The sequence below is a fragment of the Micromonospora sp. R77 genome, from assembly GCF_022747945.1.
In the GTDB taxonomy this organism is placed as follows: Bacteria; Actinomycetota; Actinomycetes; order Mycobacteriales; family Micromonosporaceae; genus Micromonospora.
The window spans coordinates 5223481-5243809 of sequence record NZ_JALDST010000001.1 but is presented as its reverse complement, the minus strand read 5'-3'; the positions used below and the strand labels follow the sequence as shown (position 1 = coordinate 5243809).

Annotated in this window: 12 protein-coding genes; 3 read left to right on the top strand and 9 right to left on the bottom strand. The window is 73.6% G+C overall.

Features of this window, described 5'->3' with window-relative positions:
- Positions 1-39: 39 nt before the first annotated feature.
- From MRQ36_RS24630 to MRQ36_RS24590, 9 genes are all read right to left on the bottom strand, one after another.
- Complete coding sequence (locus MRQ36_RS24630) at positions 40-1737, bottom strand: acyl-CoA dehydrogenase (RefSeq protein WP_242799117.1); 1698 nt, start codon at positions 1735-1737, stop codon at positions 40-42.
- On the bottom strand, positions 1734-3521 hold the full coding sequence (locus MRQ36_RS24625; RefSeq protein WP_242799115.1) for an acyl-CoA dehydrogenase: 1788 nt from the start codon (positions 3519-3521) through the stop codon (positions 1734-1736). Before MRQ36_RS24625 ends, MRQ36_RS24630 begins: the two co-directional genes overlap by 4 nt.
- Before the next feature lies 1 nt (position 3522).
- A complete protein-coding gene (locus MRQ36_RS24620; RefSeq protein WP_242799113.1) occupies positions 3523-5331 on the bottom strand; it encodes a fatty acyl-AMP ligase in 1809 nt (602 codons plus the stop codon).
- The gene (locus MRQ36_RS24615) at positions 5328-6641 is read right to left on the bottom strand and encodes an MAB_1171c family putative transporter (RefSeq protein WP_308194908.1); all 1314 of its coding nucleotides are present in this window, start codon (positions 6639-6641) and stop codon (positions 5328-5330) included. Before MRQ36_RS24615 ends, MRQ36_RS24620 begins: the two co-directional genes overlap by 4 nt.
- On the bottom strand, positions 6572-6895 hold the full coding sequence (locus MRQ36_RS24610; protein ID WP_242799109.1) for a hypothetical protein: 324 nt from the start codon (positions 6893-6895) through the stop codon (positions 6572-6574). The genes MRQ36_RS24615 and MRQ36_RS24610 overlap by 70 nt, the downstream gene beginning before the upstream one ends.
- A 369-nt stretch (positions 6896-7264) precedes the next feature.
- Entirely contained in the window at positions 7265-7963 is a 699-nt protein-coding gene (locus MRQ36_RS24605) for a LuxR C-terminal-related transcriptional regulator (protein ID WP_242799107.1), read from the bottom strand.
- A 696-nt stretch (positions 7964-8659) separates the two neighbouring features.
- Positions 8660-9127, bottom strand: coding sequence for a helix-turn-helix domain-containing protein (locus tag MRQ36_RS24600; protein WP_242799105.1), 468 nt, complete (start codon positions 9125-9127; stop codon positions 8660-8662).
- Positions 9128-9342: 215 nt separating this feature from the next.
- Positions 9343-9954, bottom strand: coding sequence for a class I SAM-dependent methyltransferase (locus MRQ36_RS24595; RefSeq protein ID WP_242799103.1), 612 nt, complete (start codon positions 9952-9954; stop codon positions 9343-9345).
- A gap of 344 nt (positions 9955-10298) precedes the next feature.
- Positions 10299-11561, bottom strand: a complete 1263-nt coding sequence (locus MRQ36_RS24590) for a multidrug effflux MFS transporter (RefSeq protein ID WP_374250690.1) — start codon at positions 11559-11561, stop codon at positions 10299-10301.
- A gap of 243 nt (positions 11562-11804) precedes the next feature.
- On the opposite strand from MRQ36_RS24590, the gene MRQ36_RS24585 reads away from it, so the two are divergent.
- The 3 genes from MRQ36_RS24585 to MRQ36_RS24575 all read left to right on the top strand — a co-directional run bounded on the left by MRQ36_RS24585 (position 11805) and on the right by MRQ36_RS24575 (position 20317).
- Positions 11805-12632, top strand: coding sequence for a DUF72 domain-containing protein (locus MRQ36_RS24585; RefSeq protein ID WP_242801347.1), 828 nt, complete (start codon positions 11805-11807; stop codon positions 12630-12632).
- 342 nt (positions 12633-12974) lie between these two features.
- Complete coding sequence (locus MRQ36_RS24580) at positions 12975-14606, top strand: cellulose-binding domain-containing protein (RefSeq protein WP_242799101.1); 1632 nt, start codon at positions 12975-12977, stop codon at positions 14604-14606.
- 251 nt (positions 14607-14857) lie between these two features.
- On the top strand, positions 14858-20317 hold the full coding sequence (locus MRQ36_RS24575; protein ID WP_242799099.1) for a carboxyl transferase domain-containing protein: 5460 nt from the start codon (positions 14858-14860) through the stop codon (positions 20315-20317).
- Positions 20318-20329: the final 12 nt, after the last annotated feature.

Genomic DNA, 20329 nt, shown 5'->3' with positions numbered 1-20329 from the left:
CTCCGTGGGTGACGCTCGTCGGGTGGGTCGCCGGCCTGGTCAGCCGAAGATCGGGATGGGTCGCAGGTCGCAGGAGAGCCGCCCGTCGACCCGCCGGGACAGCTCGGCGAAGAGCGGCTCGGCGACGTCCTCGGGCAGCACCGGGTCACCGCCGTGGCGGGCAACCAGCCGGGCCAGCGCCGCCTCGATCCACACGTCGCCCCCGAGCAGGCCGGCGGCCGGGTCACCGCGGTGCGCCCGCCAGGTGCCGACGCAGGCCGCCGCGGCCAGCAGCAGGGCGTACCGGCGGGCCAGGTCGAAGGTCGCCGGGCCGGCGAGCGGGCCGCGCTCGGCCGGCGGCAGCGCCGTGCAGTCGCGGGCGAGCCGGTGCACCTCGTCGGCGAGGGCGCGGATCCGGTCGGTCACCCGGGGCGCGGCGGTCGGCAGGTCCTCGGCGGCGGCGAGCAGCGCGGAGATCAGCAGGTCGCGTCCGGTGCCAGCCACGGAGAGCGCGGTGACGTCCAGGTCCGGCAGGGCCGCCGCCGGGTCGAACAGCTCCCGGGGCGCGGGGGCCGGCCGCCAGGCGCGGGCGGCGAGCACCGGCAGCTGCGGCACGACGGTAAGCAGGCAGGCGGTCGGTCCGGCGTGGCCGATGCTCACCGCCGGCAGGTCCCGGTGGAACTTGCCGAAGGCGGCGTACGGGCCCTCGCGCAGATAGAAGCTGGCACCGAGGATCACCGACAGCTCGTCCATCGCCTCGCCGAGCAGCCGGGGCACCAGGTACTTCGTCGCGGCGGCCGGCGCGGCGGCGTGCCGGGGCGCCAGGTGCAGCCCCCGGGCGACGGCGGTGACCAGGCAGTCGGCCACCAGCAGGTCGACGAAGGCCGCCGCCAGGGTGCCGCGCGCGTGCGGCAGGTCGCTGACCCGGTGGCCGTACAGTCGGCGGTCGACGGCGAAGCGGACCGTGGTGTGCAGGGCGGTGTCGAGCACCCCGAGCGCCATCGAGGGAAGCAGCACCCGGGTCAGCTGGAACGCGCGCAGCGCCGTCTCGCCGCCGGTGCCCTCTGCGCCGACCAGGCTGCCCGCCGGGACCGGGCAGCCGGTCAGCTCGACGCCGCCCAGCCGGCAGCCGCGTACCCCGGAGGAGGCGTACCGGGGCAGCTGGCGCACGGTGCCGGCGGGCAGTTCGGCGGGGTCGACCGTGAAGATCGAGTGGCTGCGCGGCCCGGCGTCGTCCCGGGTCCGGGCGAAGAGCACCAGCGACCGGGCCCGGGCGACGTTGTTGATGACCTCCTTGCGGCCGTCGAGCACCCACCGGTCCCCCGCCGGCCGGGCCCGCAGCTCGTTGCGGAGCAGGTCGTTGCCGTGCGCCAGCTCGTGGAAGGCCACCGCGAGCCGGTCCCCGGCCAGCAGGTCGTCGGCCACCCGACGGCGCTGCCCGGGGTCCCCGGCCACCCAGACCGGTACGGCGGCCATCAGCGACGTGACGCCGTACCCGAGGCCGAGCGCGCCGTCGCGCCGGAACACCGGCCGCAGCGCCCGGCCCACCGCGTCGGTGTCGGTCCACCGGCCACCGAGGGCGGCCGGCACGAACCAGGCGTTGCCGCCCCACCGGTCCAGGGCGGCCTCACCGGCGGCGAGCAGTTCGGCCCGCTCGTCGGCGGCGAGCAGCGGACCGAAGCCCAGCGGGTTCGTCTCGTCGAACGGATCACCGAGCAACCGCTCGAGCTCCCGTTCGGGCGCGTACGGCGGGGTCATCGGCGGGCGCCCTCCGCGGTGCGGTACGGCAGCAGGGACAGCGACCAGCCCTGCCGGCGTTGCGCGGTCAGCACGTCGAGCAGCACCTCGTCGGTCGCCGGGCACCGGTCGACGGCCAGGACGCGCCGCAGCACCGCCTGCAGCCAGCGCCCGTCCCGCCACAGCGCAGCGGCCGGGCCGTGGTCGTACCGGTGGTGGCTGTGCAGCCAGACGCCGACGGCGGCGGCGCCCGCGACGTGCAGTGCGAACCGCTCGGCGAGCCGGAAGGCCGACCGGGGGACGGTCACCCGGACCGGCCGGTGGTCGGCCAGCGCGGCCACCAGCTCCTCGGTGCGGTCCTGGAGCTGCCGCGCCAGCTCGACCACCGGGGTGAGTTCCGGCGCCCGCCCGCCGATCTCCGCCAGCCGCCCGACCAGCGCCGGCAGGGCGGCCAGCAGGCTGCTGCCGTGCCGCGAGACCAGGGTGAGCCGGGCCGGGTCGAACGCCGGCACGGGCCGACCCACGTCGAGGAGCACCGCCAGCGCGGCGGCGTCCGGTTCCCGGCGGGCCCGCCGGACCAGCGTGGGGAACTCGTTGATCAGGCCGTTGAGGTTGACCAGCGTGTTGCCGTCGAAGATGCCGACGATCCGGTGGTCGCGCTGCAGCTTCTGGAACCGTCCGTCGGCGAAGACCCCGTCGAGCAGCGAGCGGGCCCCGAGGAACCGGCCCAGCGCGCCGATCGTCGTGTCGGTCCGGGTGGGCAGCAGGTACTTCACCACCGCGGAGAGCACACTCAACTCGTCGGGCAGGACGTGCACCGCGCGGGCGGCGGTCAGGGTGAGCGCCTCGGCCAGCAGGTGGTCGGCGTACGCGTCGGCGAGGACCGCGCGGGCCGCCGGCAGCCCGAGCAGCGGCCGGCCCTGGGGGAACCGCTGCCCGGCGAAGTCGACGGCCAGACCCAGCGCGTGCTCGCCGGCGCCGAGGGAGAGCGCCGCGCACATCGTCCGGGTCAGTTGCAGGGCCTTGAGCAGGGTCTCCAGGCCGGTGCCGGCCGGGCCGAGCCGCGCGTCGGGCGGCACCTGCGCGCCGGTGAGGCGGATGCCGCTGATGTCGGCGCCCCGGATGCCGTACGTCCGCACCTTCGGCAGGTACGCGTAGGTGTCCGGGGCCAGCTCGTCCTTGTCCACCAGGAACAGGTCGAACCCGCGCGGGCCGCCCTCGGGCCGGGACCGGGCCAGCACGGTCAGCAGCCGCCCCCGGGTGGCGTTGTTCACCAGCCACTTCGTCCCGGTCAGCCGGTGTCCCTGCGGCACCGGGTCGGCGCGCAGCTCACCGGCGAGCAGGTCGCTGCCCCGGTCCGGCTCGGTGAGGGCCAGCGAGACCGGCTGCCCGGCGAGGACCTGCCGGGCGAGTCGTCCGGTCGCGGGCGTCGGCGGGGTGATCCACGCGGCCACCCCGCCGAGGTACGTCTTGCCGTGCGCGACGGCCACCGTGAGGTCGCGTCGGGCGACCGCCCGGACCAGCTCGACCGCCTCGGTGTGGTCGTCGAGCGCGCCGCCGAGCGGGCGGGGGACGTACCAGCGTGGCAGTCCCCACTCGTCGAGCGACCGGCAGATGTCGGCGGGGAACTCCTCGGTCCGGTCGAGTTCTGCGCAGCGGGCGAAGGAGAAGGTGACCGCCGGGTCGGTCGGGTCACCGAGGTGGGCCTCCAGGCGCTCCACGGCCCGGCCGGCGGGCTCGGCCCACGGCGCGGCACCCCGCCCCGTCGGCTCTGCCCGCTCGTGGACGCTGCGTCCCGTCGGCACGTCAGTGTTCCTTCGCGCCGGTCGGGTCCACCGGGCCGTCGGGGTGACCGGCGGCGGCCGGTTCGCGCAGCGCGGGCGGGAGGGTGGCGTGCAGCGGGCGCAGGGCCCCGGACCGGAACAGCTCACGCATCAGCCGTCGCTGGACCTTGCCGCTGGTGGTACGCCGGATCGCGCCCCGGTTGACCAGGACGACACCGGGCGGCGGCATGTCGAAGTCGCGGGCGAGCCGGGTGCGGACGGCGTCGGCGAGGTCGGCCGGCTCGGTGCCGTCCAGCAGCGTCCGGCGGACCTCGTGCACCAGCACGACGTACTCCCGGTCGGCGGTGACGGCGAAGGCGACGCCGAACCCGCCGGCCAGTGCCGGGTGCAGGTCCCGGGCGGCGTGCTCGATGTCCTGCGGGCAGAGGTTGCGCCCCCGGACCACCAGCATGTCGGTGAGCCGGCCGGTGACGTGCAGCTCGCCGTCGATCAGCGCGCCCAGGTCCCCGGTGCGCAGGTAGGGCCCGTCGCCGTCGCGGGTGCGGGCCCGGAACGTGGTTGCGGTGTCCGCCGGGCGGTGGTGGTAGCCGGCCGCCACGCTGGCACCCCGCACCCAGATCTCCCCGCTCCGCCCGGCGGGCACCGGCTCGCGGGTGGTCGGGTCGACGACGCGGACCTCCTGGGTGGCCGGGGTGCCGCAGCCGACCAGGGCGATCCCCTGCCCGGCGGGTGCCGGGCGGAACTCGTCGCGTTCCCACGCGCGCGGCTCGGCCCAGCGCACCGTCGGTGCCGTCCCGGCGCCGACCGAGGTGACCAGCAGGGTGTTCTCGGCGAGCCCGTAGCAGGGCGAGAAGGCCTCCGGGCGGAACCCGGCGGGGGCGAACCGTTCGCCGAAGGCGGCGAGCGTGCGGGCGCGTACCGGCTCGGCACCGGTCAGCGCGACCCGCAGCGAGGACAGGTCCAGGTCGGCGACCTGGGCCGGGGGCACCGCCCGGGCGCACAGCTCGTAGGCGAAGTCGGGGGCGACGGTCATCGTGGCCCGCCAGCGGCCGATCGCCTGCAACCACCGCACCGGACGCCGCAGGAACGTCATCGGGTCCATGAAGACGCCGTCGCCGCCGCAGTACCAGCAACCGAGCAGGCTGATCAGCCCCATGTCGTGGAAGTGCGGCAGCCAGAGCGCGCCCACCGTGTCGGCACCGGAGCCGAGCCGGGCCTGGATCTCCGCCAGGTTGTGCCCGAGATTGCCATGGGTGACCATGACGCCCTTCGGGTCGCTGGTGGAACCGGAGGTGTACTGCAGCAGCGCCACCGCGTCCTCCGCCGGCGGCGGCAGGGGTCGCGGTGCGGCGGCCGGACCGTCGTAGGCGACCACCCGTACGCTCGCCGGCAGGCCGGCGTCGCGCAGCTGCCGGGTCACGTCGGCCCGCCGCTCGGCCGTGGTGAGCACCAGGTCGAGGCCGCAGTCGCGGACGATCGCGGCGACCCGCCGGGCGCCCGCGTCGTTGCCGGGCAGCGGCGCGGGCACGGCCGTCACGCCGGCGTACAGGCAGGCCACGAAGGACCGGAGGAAGTCGAAGCCGGCCGGGAAGAGCAGCAGCGCCAGCCGGTCGGGCCCGGCCAGCTCGTCGAGGAGGTACGCGGTGCGCAGCGCCGCCGCGTCGAGGTCGCGGTAGTCGCGGCGCTCCCCCACCAGGCCGTCGGCCCCCTCGGTGAGGAAGGTGTACGACCGGTCCACTCCGTACCGCCGGGCCTGGGCCCGCAGGTGCCCGGTCAGGCCGGCGGTCGTGCGTCGGTCGTCGTGTCCCTCGGCCAGGGTCGCCGGGTTCATCCGCCGCTCGCCGCGGTCGTGGCTCGGCGGTGTTCCTGTTCCCACCGCTCGGCGAACCGGGCCGGCAGGGGCGAGTGGGCGATGGCCCGGCTCACCCGGGACAGCCACTCCGACTCCTCCTCGATGCTGGCGCCACCGGCGACAAGTTCGTCGCGTCCGGCGCGGGCCGGGGTGCCGGCCCGCATCCGTCGGACGCCGAGTTCGATCCGACACGCCTCGGCCAGCGCCGACTCCTCTGCCTCGTCGACCTCGGCGGCACGCACGAAGCGCAGCGCGTCCTCGGCGGCGCCGACCGGGACGAAGGCGCTCAGCTGCAGGATGCCGTCCCGGATCTCGATGATCCGGCGGTAGAGCAGCAGCCGGATCTCGCCGTGGTCGACCAGGGCCCGCCGGCGGTCCTGTCGGTAGGGCAGGACGACGTCGGGGAAGAGCGAGCGCATCAGCCGCCACAGCGGGGACAGCGCGGAGATGGCGCGGTGCGCCCGGACGATCCGCCACACGAGCGCGGACGCCGGCAGGGCGCCGCCGACCACGATCAGCGCGGCGACCACGGCCAGCACCGTGTCGAGCACCCCGGCCGCCGACCCGAGCGGCACCTCCTCACCCGCCGTGTGCAGCAGGATGAACACGATCTTGACGGCGGCGTACCCGGTGTTGAGCAGGGTGCCCAGGGCGATGATCCGCAGGCCGATCCGGAGCAGCTTCGCCGTCGACTTCTTGGCGATCCGCCAGAACAGCAGAGTCGCCACGGCGAGGGCCGCGCCGAGATAGACCTCCAGCACCAGCCAGTAGGCCACCGTGGACAGCGACATCCGCGGTGCGGCGAGCAGCCGGTCGAGGTCGACCTCGATGCCCTGGTCGGAGAGGCAGAACAGCAGCGTGAGGACGCCGGACACGACGAGTCCGGTGACCTTCACCCGCCGGGGCGCACGGGGTCGCACGGCGTCCATGTCGGTCACCAGGGCCACGAACCGGAGCACGGCGACCGCACACACGACACCCAGCAGATGGTGGATCAGGGTGATGAGGTCAGGCCGCCCCGATACGTCGTTGATGAGTTCGGCGACCGGCGGGAAGACAATCGTCTTGGCCAGGGCGAGGCTCAGGAACACCAGCCACACCACGCGGTGCACCGGCCCTCGCGCCAGGGACGGGGTACGCAGGACGACGGTCAGCCATAACAGGGCGAGAACGACAGCGTCTAGCAATAGACCTGAACCCTCACGTGTATCGTTCCGGACTACGAGGGGAAGTGCAGTGCCTCGGCCATCTGGGCCAGTTCCTGGTCCTGTCCGCCCGCTTGCGGGCACCTGGCTCTGGCATGCACCAGGGAGGCGAGCATTTCGGCCTCCCGCTCCTGCTCGCTGGTATAGCCGACACGACCGAGGACCCGACGAATCGACGTCGGGTCCAGGTCTGGTAGCAGGCCACCGAGCACCGAATCCGCGATGTCGACGCCGAGGGTGTGGCCGCTGATGATGTGGGCGAGTTCGTGCAGGATGATGTGCTCGGAATGGAGACGGGACGTGTTGACTTCAAAGAAGACATAGTCCGTCGAGGCCATCGAAATCCACATGCCACACGGAGCCGTCCGACTGAGGCCGGGCATGGGTCGCAGGCAGAGCTTCCGCCCCCGGTACCGGGCCACCGCCTCCGACCAGCGTTCGAGGTTGAACGGTCGCGGAACGGGGATGTCGTCCAGTCTCCGCTCACAGCGCTGCCGCAGCCTACTCACATGCCCCCCCAGGCTAGTCATGCGTCGACATCCTGCGACAACGTAACGCTCACGAAACCTGCATCGCTGATGTCACCTGCTCGCGCCCACCCTACATCGACCCTACTGAGTCCAACACTCCCCTCTTTGAGTCGATCATCAGTAAGAAGCTGACGTGCACGGAAGGTTGCTCGTCTGCTACCGGCAGGTTTCCGGCGCCTATCGGTCGATGTGATTGGCGTTCACTTTCGGCGGCCAAGAGTCAACACCCAGCAGTCCCATGGAGTACGCCTTGGAGACCAGGGCGACCCGGTTGGGCACCTTGAATTCCCGCATCATGCTGCTGACGTGGTATTCGACGCCCTGCCGGCTCAGATAGAGGCGGGCGGCGAGCTGCACGGTGGTGGCGCCGGTGGCGATCCCCTCGAGGATGCGGGCGTTGATCGCGCTGAGGTTCTTCTTCCGGCCCGGCCAGGCCCGCCGCTCGTCCGCCGCGCGGTCCGGGCTGACCATGAGCAGGACGGTCCGGGACTGCCCGTCCGCCGGCGCGACCGCCATGGCGGTGAGGGTCGCGGTGCTCGGGGCAGCGCTGTGCCGCAGCACGGCGAGCCGTTCGACGAACCGCTCGCTGCGCCCCTGGAGCAGGCGCTCCAACTGGTGCAGCACGTGCAGCTTGGCCTGCGGGTGCAGCAGCTCACCGAAGGGCCGCCCGCGCAGGTGGACCAACGGGTCGCCGCACTGCCGCGCGAAGGCCGCGTTGCTCTCCCGGACCCGCAGGTGCCGGTCGAGGACGGCGAAGCCGGACCCGTTCCGCTCGGTGATCGACAGGAAGATGTCGCGGTACTCGGCACCGGACAGCATCGGGCAGTCGGCGCCCTCGTCGGCGAGCGGATAAGCGACGGCGGCGGTGGTACTCACTGGTACGTCTCCTTGTTGTCGTCAAGGTGCTCGGCAGCGTCGGGCGCTGGCCGTACCGGGGTGGACCGGTCGGGGCGGTGCCGGACCGGTGGGGCCCCGCCCGGCCTCGCCCGTCCCTGGGTCGGGACGGCGGGGGCGCCGGGCGTGGGCGGGAAGGGTGGACTGTGGACGCCCACCGGGGCCGCCGGGTGGCGGCGGGGGCAAGAGGCTCGGCCCGTCACCGGGGCCGGTGGTCGGCGTGTGGTGCTGGTCCACCGCCGGCGGTGCGGCTCGATGCTCGGTCGGGGCCGCCGTCCCGCTGCTCGTCCCGGCGCTCAGCCCGGCGGGGCTGCCGGCCGGGCGGCCCGCGCAGGCCCTGCGGAGAACCTGGGCGGCCGGCCGGTCCGGGTGGCGTACCGGCTGGCCGCAGGCCCTCGGGAGCGTCGGGCCGGGTGGCTGTCGACTATTGTTGACACCTCCGCAGCGTAGGCAGCCGATTCTCCTAGTGTCAATACCAGTCGACACACTCGGCAGGTATGAACGCCTGCGAAGCGGGGTAAACGGGGAGAGCGCGATCTGAGGAGAGCGCGGCAGAATTATTCGCGTCAACTATTGTCTACAGGAACACCGGCCGCGTACGGTCTCACCAGGTCGGACGGGGTGCACGCCGACGACCGGCCGCCCGGACGTCGGGCAGCTGCGGCACGGCTCCGGACGTCAGGAACGGACGCTCGGTGGGTCCTGGTCCAGTCCTTCGAGCCTACGCACCTGACGCAGCACCTCGGCGATGGTCTCGAGGCTCTCCGGGGAGAGGCCCGCCGCCCGGAAGGCGACCTCGCGGACGCCGGCGTCGGCCATCGCGGCCAGCAGTTCCCGCTGCTGCTCGATCCGACCGGCGGCCTCGTCGTCGGTGAAGAAGTAGGAGACCGGAACGCCGAAGAACCCGGCCAACGCCTCGAGGTGCTTCATCGTCGGGTTGTCCCGCTCACCGCTGCGCAGCAGGGAGATGTAGCTGTGGGTGATCTCGTACTTGGTGTCGCCGCGCTCGTGTGCCGCAGCGGTGATCGCACTCGCGACGTACCGGGAGCTGTAGGGCTCGCTCTGTCCTGGGTGGAAGGTCTGGAACAGATAGTTCAGCTTTTGCGCCAGCGATCGCCGTTGAGGTGATCCGTCCGGATTCACCACGTGCGCTCCCTTCGGCTGGCCCCAGCGTTACCTCTCGGATACCAAGGTTCCCTTGACATCGCTGCGTTGACTCTCGTTTACACTACCGGTCGACGCGCCGGCCCGACAGCCGGCCGGGCCACCGAACAAAGATCGATTTGGCGACATCCTCGCTGACGGTGGTGGGCACCGCCGCCGCAGCCGCGCCGGGGGCGCCGGGCCCGGCGCGACAGGGGCTAGCCGCGAGCCGTACCGGCGATGTAGGGGTCGTACACCCGCAAGCCCTTCCCCCAGGCGAACCAGCGCAGGTCGACCTCGCGGAAGCCGGCCGCCCGGATGTCTCGCCAGGTCTGGCGATCGGGGCGGCACCCGCCGTCCCACCGCCGGGTGAGCGGCGCGACCGCGCGCTGCAGCCGGCCGCTCCAGGTGTCCGCCGGCGCGGCGACGTGCTCGAAGTACACGAAGGTGCCGCCGGGGCGCAAGACCCGGCGCACCTCCGACAGCACCCGTCGCGGATCGGCGACCGAGCAGAGCACGATCGTCGCCACGACGGCGTCGACGCTGTCGTCCGGCAGGGGAACGTGCTCGGCGCCGGTCGGGATGATGCGGTGATGGTGGCCGTGCTCGGCCGCGGTACGGGCCAGTCGGCGTCGGCGACGCGGGTCCGGCTCCAGCCCCACCCACTCGATACCGGCCGGGAAGCGCCCGAAGTTGGCCCCGGCACCCGCACCGATCTCCAGCACCCGGCCGGAGAGGGCGCCCAGCAGCGAGTCCTTGGCCCGGAAGTAGGTGGACATGTCCGCGTAGGCGCGGCCGTCCGGCCGGTCGACGTCCACCACGCCGCTCATCGCCCCTCCGCCGACCGGGTGCCCGCCCCCGGTGCCCGGACGGCACCGGCCCGCCCGCCGTCGCGAGCACGGCCGGCGGCCGGGTGCGCCGGACCGGGACGCCGGCGGACCGGACCGTCGTCGGCTGCGCTGCTGCGGACATCGGTGAACCTCCCAGCGACCGGGGTCGGGACGGGCCGAGGGGCCGTCCCGGTCGGGTGCGCGAGGAAGCGCGCCCGCACTGCCATCCAAGTCGACGGCGGGTGGCCGGGGCAGGGTGGAACGTCGTCCGCCCGACCGACGAAGGTAGTCACCGGGGCGGACGGGTGCGACTTTCGGTGGACGGTGCTCACTCCGCGCGCAGGTCAGTGCGCGGGGACGGGCACCGGGACCGGATCCATCTCGGCCAGTCGCGCCGGCCGGACGACGACGAGCAGCACGGCCGTCGCGGTGACCATGCCGCCGGCCACCACCGAGGCCATCGCCGCGCTACCGGTGCCGAGGACGCCGACCAGCGGTGCGGCCAACGCCCCGACGCCGAACTGCACCGCGCCGAGCAGCGCCGCGGCGGTGCCGGCCGCCTCACCGTGCCGGGACAGCGCCAGCGCGGGGGCGTTCGGCAGGGCGAGCCCTGCGGCGGCGAGCACCACCCACAGGGACGCGAGGATCGTCGCCAGGCCGCCGACGCCGGTCACCGCGAAGCCGAGCAGCACGAGCCCGGCGACGCTGCCGGCGCCGAGCGCGGTGACGAGGATCCGCTGCGGCGAGTACCGGCGCAACAGCCGTACGTTCAGCTGGGTGGCGGTGATCAGGCCGACGGCGCCGGCGCCGAAGGCGAGGCCGAACTCCTGCTCGTCCAGCCCGTACCCCTCCTGGAAGACGAACGACGAGCCGGCCACGTACGCGAAGAGCGCCGCCATGGAGAGCCCGGCAACCAGGACCAGGCCGACGAACGTCCGGTCGCGCAGCAGCGCGGCGTAGTCCCGCGCGGTGCCGGCGATCCCGCCGTGACGGCGGCGGGCCGGCGGCAGGGTCTCCTGGATGCCGAACGCCGCGACCGTGACCAGCAGGACGCCGAACACCGCGAGGGCGACGAACACGCCCCGCCAGTCCGACCAGCGCAGCAGACCGCTGCCGAGGGTCGGGGCGAGGATCGGGGCCGCCCCCATCACCAGCATCAGGCGGGAGAAGAGCCGAGCGAAGGAGGCGCCGCTGAACAGGTCCCGGACGATCGCGGTCGCCACCACCGAGGCGGCCGCGACGCCCAGCCCCTGGAGCACCCGCAGCGCGCCGACCACCGCGATGTTCGGGGCCACCACGCAGAGCACGGACGCCACGACGTGCAGGCCGATACCGGCGAGCAGCGGCCGGCGCCGGCCCACCGCGTCGGAGAGCGGGCCGATCAGCAACTGGCCCAGGGCCAGGCCGGCGAGGGTGCCGGTCAGGGTGAGCTGGACGCCTGCCGAGGTGGTGTGCAGCTCCTCGGCGATGGCCGGCAGCGCCGGCAGGTACATGTCGATGGTCAGCGGCCCGATCGCGATCAGCGAGCCGAGGACGAGGACCAGGCGCAGCCGTTGCCGCGTGGTCATCCGGTCACCGGGCGTCCCGATCGGCTCGGCGGCGGTCATCGGGCTTCGTCCGGCCGGACGGGGGCGGGAGACACTGCAACGGTCACACCTGGCAGCAAATCCCCCGGGTGGTCGCCGCATTCCCCCCCACGCCGATCGTGGGGCGGCTCACAGCCGGCGGGAGCGGCCGGCGGGAGCGGCCGGCGGGAGCGGCCGGCGGGAACGAGGGAATGGCCGGCCGGCTACCGTACGGCGGGGCGTCGAGCGGCGGGAGGTCCGGTGCGGCTGCACGTGGGGTGCGCGATGTGGACGCACCGGTCCTGGTCGGGGCGCTTCCTGCCGCACCCGCTGCCGCCCCACGAGCGGCTGCGCGCCTACGCCGGCTGGTGCACGGCCGTCGAGGGGAACACCACCTTCTATGCGACCCCCGCCCGGGAGACGGTGGCGTCCTGGGCCCGGCAGACGGACCCCGACTTCCGGTTCGTGCTCAAGCTGCCGAAGGTGGTGACGCACGAACGCCGGCTCACCGGCGCCGAGGACGAACTGCGCGCCTTCCTGTCCGCGATCGAGCCCCTCGGCCCGCGGATCCACGCGCTGTGGGTCCAGGTGCCCGGCTCGTTCGGCCCCACCGACGTGCCCGCGCTCACCCGCTTCCTGCGCGGGCTACCCACCGCCCACCGGTACGCCGTGGAGGTCCGCCACCCCGCGTTCTTCGCCGACGGCGGGGCGGCCCGGACGCTGGAGCAGGCGCTCGGCGCGGTCGGCGCGGAGTGGGTCCCGTTCGACACCACCGCGTTCTTCCGTACGCCGCCGACCAGTGACGCCGAGCGGGAGGCGTGGGAGCGGAAGCCCCGCACCCCGCTGCGCACCCGCGCGCTGACCGACCGGCCGATCGTCCGTTACCTCGGTCGGGACGATCCGGCGCGGACGGTGGCGGGCTGGCAGCCGTGGCTCGACCAGGTCACCGACTGGCTGCGGCAGGGCCGCTCGCCCACCTTCTTCGTGCACACCCCGGACAACGCGGACGCGCCGGAGCTCGCCCGCCGGTTCCACGACGCGGTCCGGGCCCGACTGCCCGAGCTGGCGCCGCTGCCCGAGCCGGCCCCGGTCGGCCCCGCGACGCTGTTCTGACGGCGGCAACCGGCTCCGCGACGCCTTCTGTCGGCGGCAACCGGCCCCGCGACGCCTTCTGTCGGCGGCGACCGGCCCCGGTCCGGCCGGGCACGATTGACCGCATCGACATGTGTCAGTAACCTGGAAAGCGCTTACCTCACCATGATCACCACTGGCCACATCCCGGGGCGGTCCCGATCGCCCCTGGACCACGACGTCGCTCCGGAGCAACCGAGCCGGCCGGCGTGAGCGGTCCGTCCAGGATGGGCGTCCGGGCAGCAGAGCCCGCGCCGACACCGACCGGGCACCGGTGTCGACCCCCGCGCGGGCTGCGACGCACCCACCCAGAGGAGAATGATCATGCTCAACCGACAGCGCCGCAGCGCGTTGTGGATCTCCGCCGCCGCCGCGACGGCACTCGCCGGGGCCGGCGTCGTGGCCACCGCGAACGCCGCCCAGGCGGCGGCCGGCTGCCGAGTGGACTACTCGGTGACCTCGCAGTGGCCCGGTGGCTTCACCGCCAACGTCAACCTGACCAACCTGGGCGACCCGCTCAGCGGCTGGACCGTCAGCTGGTCGTTCGGCGCCGGGCAGACCGTCGGCCAGGGCTGGAGCGCCACCTTCGCCCAGAGCGGCAGCACGGTACGGGCGTCGAACGTCGACTACAACGGCAGCCTCGCCACCAACGCCACCACCTCCTTCGGCTTCAACGGCAGCTGGAACAACAGCAGCAACCCGGCGCCGACGACCTTCGCGGTCAACGGCGTCACCTGCACCGGCGGCGTCACCCCGACCACCGGCACTCCCCCGACCAGCGCACCGCCGACCACGCCGCCCCCCACCGGCACGCCGCCGACCACCCCGCCGCCCACGAGCCCGCCCCCGACGACCACCCCGCCGCAGGCCGGGGCGATCTACGCGTCGCCGACCGGCAGCGCGAGCGCGTCGGGCACCCAGTCGAACCCGACCACGCTCGCCGCGGCGATCACCCGGGTCGCCGCCGGTGGCACCGTCTATCTGCGCGGGGGGACCTACAACCTGGCGCAGACGGTGACCATCGCGGCGGGCAACAACGGCACCTCCGGCGCCCGCAAGACGCTGTCGGCGTACCCGGGTGAGATCCCGATGCTGAACTTCTCCGCGATGACCGAGGACCCGGCCAACCGGGGCCTCGCGGTGAACGGCTCGTACTGGCGGGTCTACGGCATCGTGGTCGAGCGCGCCGGCGACAACGGCATCTTCGTCGGCGGCAGCAACAACGTCATCGAACGGACGATCACCCGCTTCAACCGCGACAGCGGCCTGCAGATCTCCCGGATCGCCTCCGACACCCCCCGCGACCAGTGGCCGGCCAACAACCTCATCCTCAGCGCCGAGTCGCACGACAACGCCGACTCCGACGGGGAGGACGCCGACGGCTTCGCCGCGAAACTCACCGTCGGCACCGGCAACGTCTTCCGTTACGCCGTCTCGCACCACAACATCGACGACGGCTGGGACCTCTACACCAAGACCGACACCGGGCCGATCGGGCCGGTCACCATCGAGGACTCGCTCTCCTACAACAACGGCACGCTGAGCAACGGCACGGTCAACAGCAACGGTGACCGCAACGGCTACAAGCTCGGCGGGGAGAGCATCCCGGTCAACCACGTGGTCCGCCGCAGCATCGCGTACCGCAACGGCAAGCACGGGTTCACCTACAACAGCAACCCGGGCTCGATGACCATCTCGAACAACCTCGGCATCGACAACACCCAGCGCAACTTCTCGTTCGACGCGGGCACCTCGGTGTTCCGCAACAACACCTCCTGCCGCAGCACCAGCAGCGGCACGAACGACAAGACCGTCGGCAACGTGGACGGCTCCAACCAGTTCTGGACCGGCACGAACGGCTCCCGGTGCGCCACCTACGCCGGTGCCCTCGGCTGGTCCTTCGCCGCCGACGGCCGCCTCGTGGTGACCATCGGCGGCCGGGTGGTGACGCTCTAGCCCCCACTCCCGCACCCACGGGCCGGGCCGGTACGACATCCGTACCGGCCCGGCCCGCCGGCGTCGCGGCCCGCGGCCGCACCCGCGCGCACGCGCGGGCGGCCAAAAAGTTTTGTCGGGTTCCTACAAACGGTGGCGTGTCGGTTCGGCGATAACGACATGGCGCCACCCGCCCGGAGGCGGAAAAGTGATCTCTGCTGGGCACCGTCGTCCGGCATGCAGATCGTAGGTCTACCGGAGGGGTCGATCGGGTGTTCAGCCGTGTCGCCATCGTCAACCGTGGAGAGGCCGCGATGCGGCTCATCCACGCGGTCCGGGAGCTGGCCGCGGAGACCGGGGCCCGCATCGAGACCGTCGCCCTCTACACCGACGTCGACCGTACCGCCACCTTCGTGCGCGAGGCCGACATGGCGTACGAGCTCGGTCCGGCGTCGGCCCGGCCGTACCTCGACCTGACGAGGCTGGAGCAGGCCCTGGTGGCGACCGGGGCCGACGCCGCGTGGGTCGGCTGGGGCTTCGTCGCCGAGGACCCCGCGTTCGCGGAGCTGTGCGAGAAGATCGGCGTCACCTTCGTCGGGCCGAGCGCGGACGCCATGCGCCAGCTCGGTGACAAGATCGGCGCGAAGCTCCTCGCCGAGGAGGTCGGCGTCCCGGTGGCGCCGTGGAGCCGCGGCGCGGTGGAGACCCTGGACGCGGCCCTGGCGGCGGCGGACGGGATCGGCTACCCGCTGATGCTGAAGGCGACCGCCGGCGGCGGTGGGCGCGGCATCCGGGTGGTCCGCGACGCCGCCGAGCTCGCCGACGCGTACGAGCGGACCAGCCAGGAGGCGGCGCGGGCGTTCGGCAGCGGCGTGGTCTTCCTGGAGCGCCTGGTCACCGGCGCCCGACACGTCGAGGTCCAGGTGATCGCCGACGGCCAGGGCACCGCGTGGGCGCTCGGCGTGCGCGACTGCTCGGTGCAGCGGCGCAACCAGAAGGTGATCGAGGAGTCGGCGTCGCCGGTGCTCGGCCCGGCGCAGACGGCGGAACTCAAGGCGTCCGCGGAGCGGCTCGCCGTCGCGGTCGGCTACCGGGGCGCGGCCACCGTCGAGTTCCTCTACCACCCCGGCGACCGGCTCTTCGCGTTCCTCGAGGTGAACACCCGGCTGCAGGTCGAGCACCCGATCACCGAGTCGACCACCGGGTTCGACCTGGTCAAGGCGCAGCTTCACGTGGCCTCGGGCGGGCGGCTGGAGGGCGAGCCGCCGGTCGAGCGCGGGCACGCCGTCGAGGCCCGGCTGAACGCCGAGGACCCCGACCGGGACTTCGCGCCCTCGCCGGGGCGGATCGCCCGGCTGGACCTGCCCGCCGGGCCGGGCATCCGGGTGGACACCGGCGTCAGCGAGGGGGACACCATCCCCGCCGACTTCGACTCGATGATCGCCAAGATCATCGCGTACGGGCGGGACCGGGACGAGGCACTCGGCCGGCTGCGCCGCGCCATGGCCAACACCACCGTGATCATCGAGGGCGGCGCGACCAACAAGAGCTTCGTGCTCGACCTGCTCGACCAGCCCGAGGTGATCGACGCCAGCGCGGACACCGGCTGGATCGACCGGGTCCGGGGCGAGGGCCGGCTCGTCTCGCACCGGCACTCGGCGATCGCGCTCGCCGCCGCCGCCATCGAGGCGTACGAGGAGGAGGAGCGGGCCGAGCGGCAGCGGCTGCTGTCGACGGCGGCCGGCGGGCGCCCCCAGGTGCAGCACGCCAGCGGCCGGCCGCTGGACCTCAAGCTGCGCGGCGTCGGCTACCGGCTGCGCGTGGCGCGGGTCGGCGCGCACCGGTTCCGGGTCGGCGTCGAGGTGGGCGGCGAGGTGCGTACCGCCGACGTGGAGCTGGACCGGTTCGACCGGCACACCGGGCAGATCGTCGTCAACGGCGCCCGGCACCGCCTGTCCACCGGCACGCACGGCCCGGTCCACCTGGTCGAGGTGGACGGCGTGACGCACCGGATCAGCCGCGACGAGGGCGGCGTGCTCCGCTCCCCCATGCCGGCCCTGGTCGTCGCCACCCCGGTGGAGGTCGGCGCCGAGGTCGAGGCCGGCGCACCGGTGCTGGTGCTGGAGGCCATGAAGATGGAGACGGTGCTGCGGGCACCGTTCCCGGCCCGGCTCAAGGAGTGCGGCGTCTCCGTCGGCAGCCAGGTGGAGGCCGGCGCGCCGCTGCTGCGGCTGGAGCCGATCGGCGACGGGACCGCCGAGAGCGCGGCCGACCCGGCCCCGTCGGTCGAGCTGGACCTGCCCGCCGTACCCGTGGACGTGCCGGCGGCGACCCGCAGCCGACGTGGCCAGGAGGACCTGCGCGGTCTGCTGCTCGGCTTCGACGTCGACCCGCACGACGACCGGCGGGTGCTCGACGACTACCTCGTCGCGCGGCAGGCGGCCATCGAGGACGGACACCGGCCGCTGGCCGAGGAGATCGACCTGGTCACCGTCTTCGCCGACCTCGCCGAGTTGAGCCGCAACCGGCCGACCGGCGAGGAGGGCGGCGACGGCCCGCTGCACAGTGCCCGCGAGTACTTCCACACCTACCTGCAGAGCCTCGACGTGGAGCGGGCCGGGCTGCCGGCCTCGTTCCAGGCCAGGCTCGCCAAGGCGCTCGGGCACTACGGCGTGACCGAGCTGGACCGGTGCCCCGACCTCGAAGCCGCCGTGTTCCGGATCTTCCTCGCCCAGCAGCGCGCGTCCGCCGACGCCGCGGTCGTCGCGGCCCTGCTGCGCGCCTGGCTGCGGGAGCCGGCCCCGGACGGGGCCCTGCGCGAGCCGGCCGGCCTGACGATGGAGCGGCTGATCGCCGCGACGCAGGTCCGCTTCCCGGTGATCGCCGACCTGGCCCGCGGCGTGGTGTTCGCCTGGTTCGCCCAGCCGCTGCTGCGGCGCAACCGCGCCCGCGTCTACGCCCGCACCCGCGCGCACCTGCGGCACCTCGACGAGCAGCCGGACGCGCCGGACCGCGCCGAGCGGGTCGCCGAGATGGTCCGCAGCACCGAACCACTGGTGCGGGTCCTCGGCCAGCGACTCGTCCGCCACCACCTGGACAACGCGGTCATGCTGGAGGTGCTGACCCGGCGCTACTACGGCAACAAGGCCCTGACCGCCGTCCGCACCCGCGAGGTCGCCGGCTGTACCTTCGTGGTCGCCGAACGCGCCGACTCGTCCGTGGTCTCGACGGCGGTGACCTTCGACGCGCTGGGTGGCGCGCTGGACGGCCTCGCCGCGCTCGCCCGGGACGAGGACGCCCTCGACGCCGACGTCTACCTGTCCTGGGAGAACCAGCCGCAGGACCACGAGGCGATGGCCGCCGCGCTGCTCCAGGTGATCGCCGCGCACCCGCTGCCGCCGCAGGTCCGCCGGCTCACCACCACCGTCGCCGGCCGGGCCGCCGCGGTGATGCACCACCACTTCACCTTCCGCCCGTCGGAGACCGGGATGGCCGAGGAACGGCTGATCCGGGGCCTGCACCCGTACATCGCGCGGCGGATGCAGTTGGAGCGGCTGCACAAGTTCGACCTCACCCGGCTGCCGTCGCTGGACGAGGAGGTCTATCTCTTCCAGTGCGTGGCCCGCGAGAACCCGTCGGACCAGCGTCTCGTCGCGTTCGCGCAGGTGCGCGACCTGACCCCGCTGCGGGAGCGGGACGGGCGGCTGGTCGCGCTGCCGACGATCGAGGACGCCGTCGCGGCCTGCCTCGACTCGATCCGCAGCGCCCGGTCCCAGCGGTCGTCGAAGGTCCGCTTCCACACCAACCGGATCGTCATCTACGTCTGGCCGCCGAGCGACCTCACCCGGCGGGAGATGGAGATGATCGCCGAGCGGGTCCGCCCGACCACCGCGGGCGCCGGGCTGGAGGAGATCCTGTTCATCGCGCGGCAGCGCGACCACCGGACCGGTGAGCTGACCAAGATGGCCGTCCGGATCACCTTCGACGCCACCGGCGGCGCGACGCTGACCGTCGGTGAGCCGCCGGTCGAGCCGGTCGAGCCGCTCGACGACTACCGGCTGAAGGTGCTCCGCGCCAGCAGCCGCAACACGGTCTACCCGTACGAGCTGACCGGCCTGCTCGGCGAGTTCGTCGAGCACGACCTCGACGACGACCACGCGCTGGTGCCGGTGGACCGGCCCAAGGGGCGCAACAGCGCGGCCATCGTCGCCGGGGTGGTCACCACGCCCACCCCGCGACACCCGGAGGGCGTCACCCGGGTCGTGCTGCTCGGTGACCCCACCAAGTCGCTGGGCGCGCTGTCGGAGCCGGAGTGCCGGCGGGTGATCGCCGCGCTGGACCTGGCCGAGCGGTTGCGGGTGCCGCTGGAGTGGTACGCGCTCTCCGCCGGCGCCCGGATCTCCATGACCTCGGGCACCGAGAACATGGACTGGGTGGCCGCGGCGCTCAAGCGGATCGTGGAGTTCACCCAGGACGGCGGCGAGATCAACATCGTGGTGGCGGGCATCAACGTCGGCGCGCAGCCGTACTGGAACGCCGAGGCGACGATGCTCATGCACACCAAGGGCGTGCTGGTGATGACGCCGGACTCGGCGATGGTGCTCACCGGCAAGCAGTCGCTGGACTTCTCCGGTGGGGTGTCCGCCGAGGACAACTTCGGCATCGGCGGCTACGACCGGGTGATGGGTCCGAACGGGCAGGCGCAGTACTGGGCGCCGGACCTGCCGGCCGCCCGGGACGTGCTGATGGCGCACTACGACCACACGTACGTCGCGCCGGGCGAGGACGCGCCGCGCCGGGCCACCACCACCGACCCGGTCGACCGGGACGTCTCCACCTTCCCGCACACGGTCGCGGGCAGCGACTTCAGCACCGTCGGGGAGATCTTCTCCGCGACGGCCAACCCGGACCGGAAGAAGCCGTTCGACATCCGTACCGTGATGCGGGCGCTCGCCGACCAGGACCACCCGGTGCTGGAACGCTGGGCGGGCATGGCGGACGCGGAGACCGCGGTGGTGCAGGACGTGCACCTCGGCGGCATCCCGGTCTGCCTGCTCGGCATCGAGTCCCGGTCGGTGCCCCGGCGGGGCTTCCCGCCCACCGACGGGCCGGACACCTACACCGCCGGCACGCTCTTCCCCCGCTCGTCGAAGAAGGCCGCGCGGGCGATCAACGCGGCCAGCGGCAACCGGCCGCTGGTCGTGCTGGCCAACCTCTCCGGCTTCGACGGCTCACCGGAGTCGATGCGCAAGCTGCAACTGGAGTACGGCGCGGAGATCGGCCGGGCCATCGTGAACTTCCGCGGGCCGATCGTGTTCTGCGTGATCTCGCGCTACCACGGCGGCGCGTTCGTGGTCTTCTCCAAGGCGCTGAACCCCGGCATGACGGTGCTGGCCCTGGAGGGCTCGTACGCCTCGGTGCTCGGCGGCGCGCCCGCCGCGGCGGTGGTGTTCTCCGGTGAGGTGGACGCCCGTACCGCGGCCGACCCCCGGGTGCGGGACCTGGCGGCCCGCGTCTCGGCCGCGTCCGGCGCCGACCGGGCCGCGCTGACCGCGGAGCTGGACGAGCTGCGCTCCTCGGTACGCGCGGAGAAACTCGGCGAGGTGGCCGCGGAGTTCGACCGCGTGCACGACATCCGGCGCGCGGTCGAGGTGGGGTCGGTGGACGCCGTCATCCGCGCCGCGGAACTGCGTCCGCGCATCATCGAGGCCATCGAGGCCCGATTGGGATGAATGTGCCGAGAA

Excerpts from the sequence above, each read along its gene's own strand:
- MRQ36_RS24630 (WP_242799117.1), bottom strand. The coding sequence starts at position 1,737 with ATGACCCCGCCGTACGCGCCCGAACGGGAGCTCGAGCGGTTGCTCGGT.
- MRQ36_RS24620 (WP_242799113.1), bottom strand. The coding sequence starts at position 5,331 with ATGAACCCGGCGACCCTGGCCGAGGGACACGACGACCGACGCACGACC.
- MRQ36_RS24610 (WP_242799109.1), bottom strand. The coding sequence starts at position 6,895 with ATGGCCTCGACGGACTATGTCTTCTTTGAAGTCAACACGTCCCGTCTC.
- MRQ36_RS24595 (WP_242799103.1), bottom strand. The coding sequence starts at position 9,954 with ATGAGCGGCGTGGTGGACGTCGACCGGCCGGACGGCCGCGCCTACGCG.
- MRQ36_RS24590 (WP_374250690.1), bottom strand. The coding sequence starts at position 11,561 with ATGACCGCCGCCGAGCCGATCGGGACGCCCGGTGACCGGATGACCACG.
- MRQ36_RS24585 (WP_242801347.1), top strand. The coding sequence starts at position 11,805 with ATGTGGACGCACCGGTCCTGGTCGGGGCGCTTCCTGCCGCACCCGCTG.
- MRQ36_RS24580 (WP_242799101.1), top strand. The coding sequence starts at position 12,975 with ATGCTCAACCGACAGCGCCGCAGCGCGTTGTGGATCTCCGCCGCCGCC.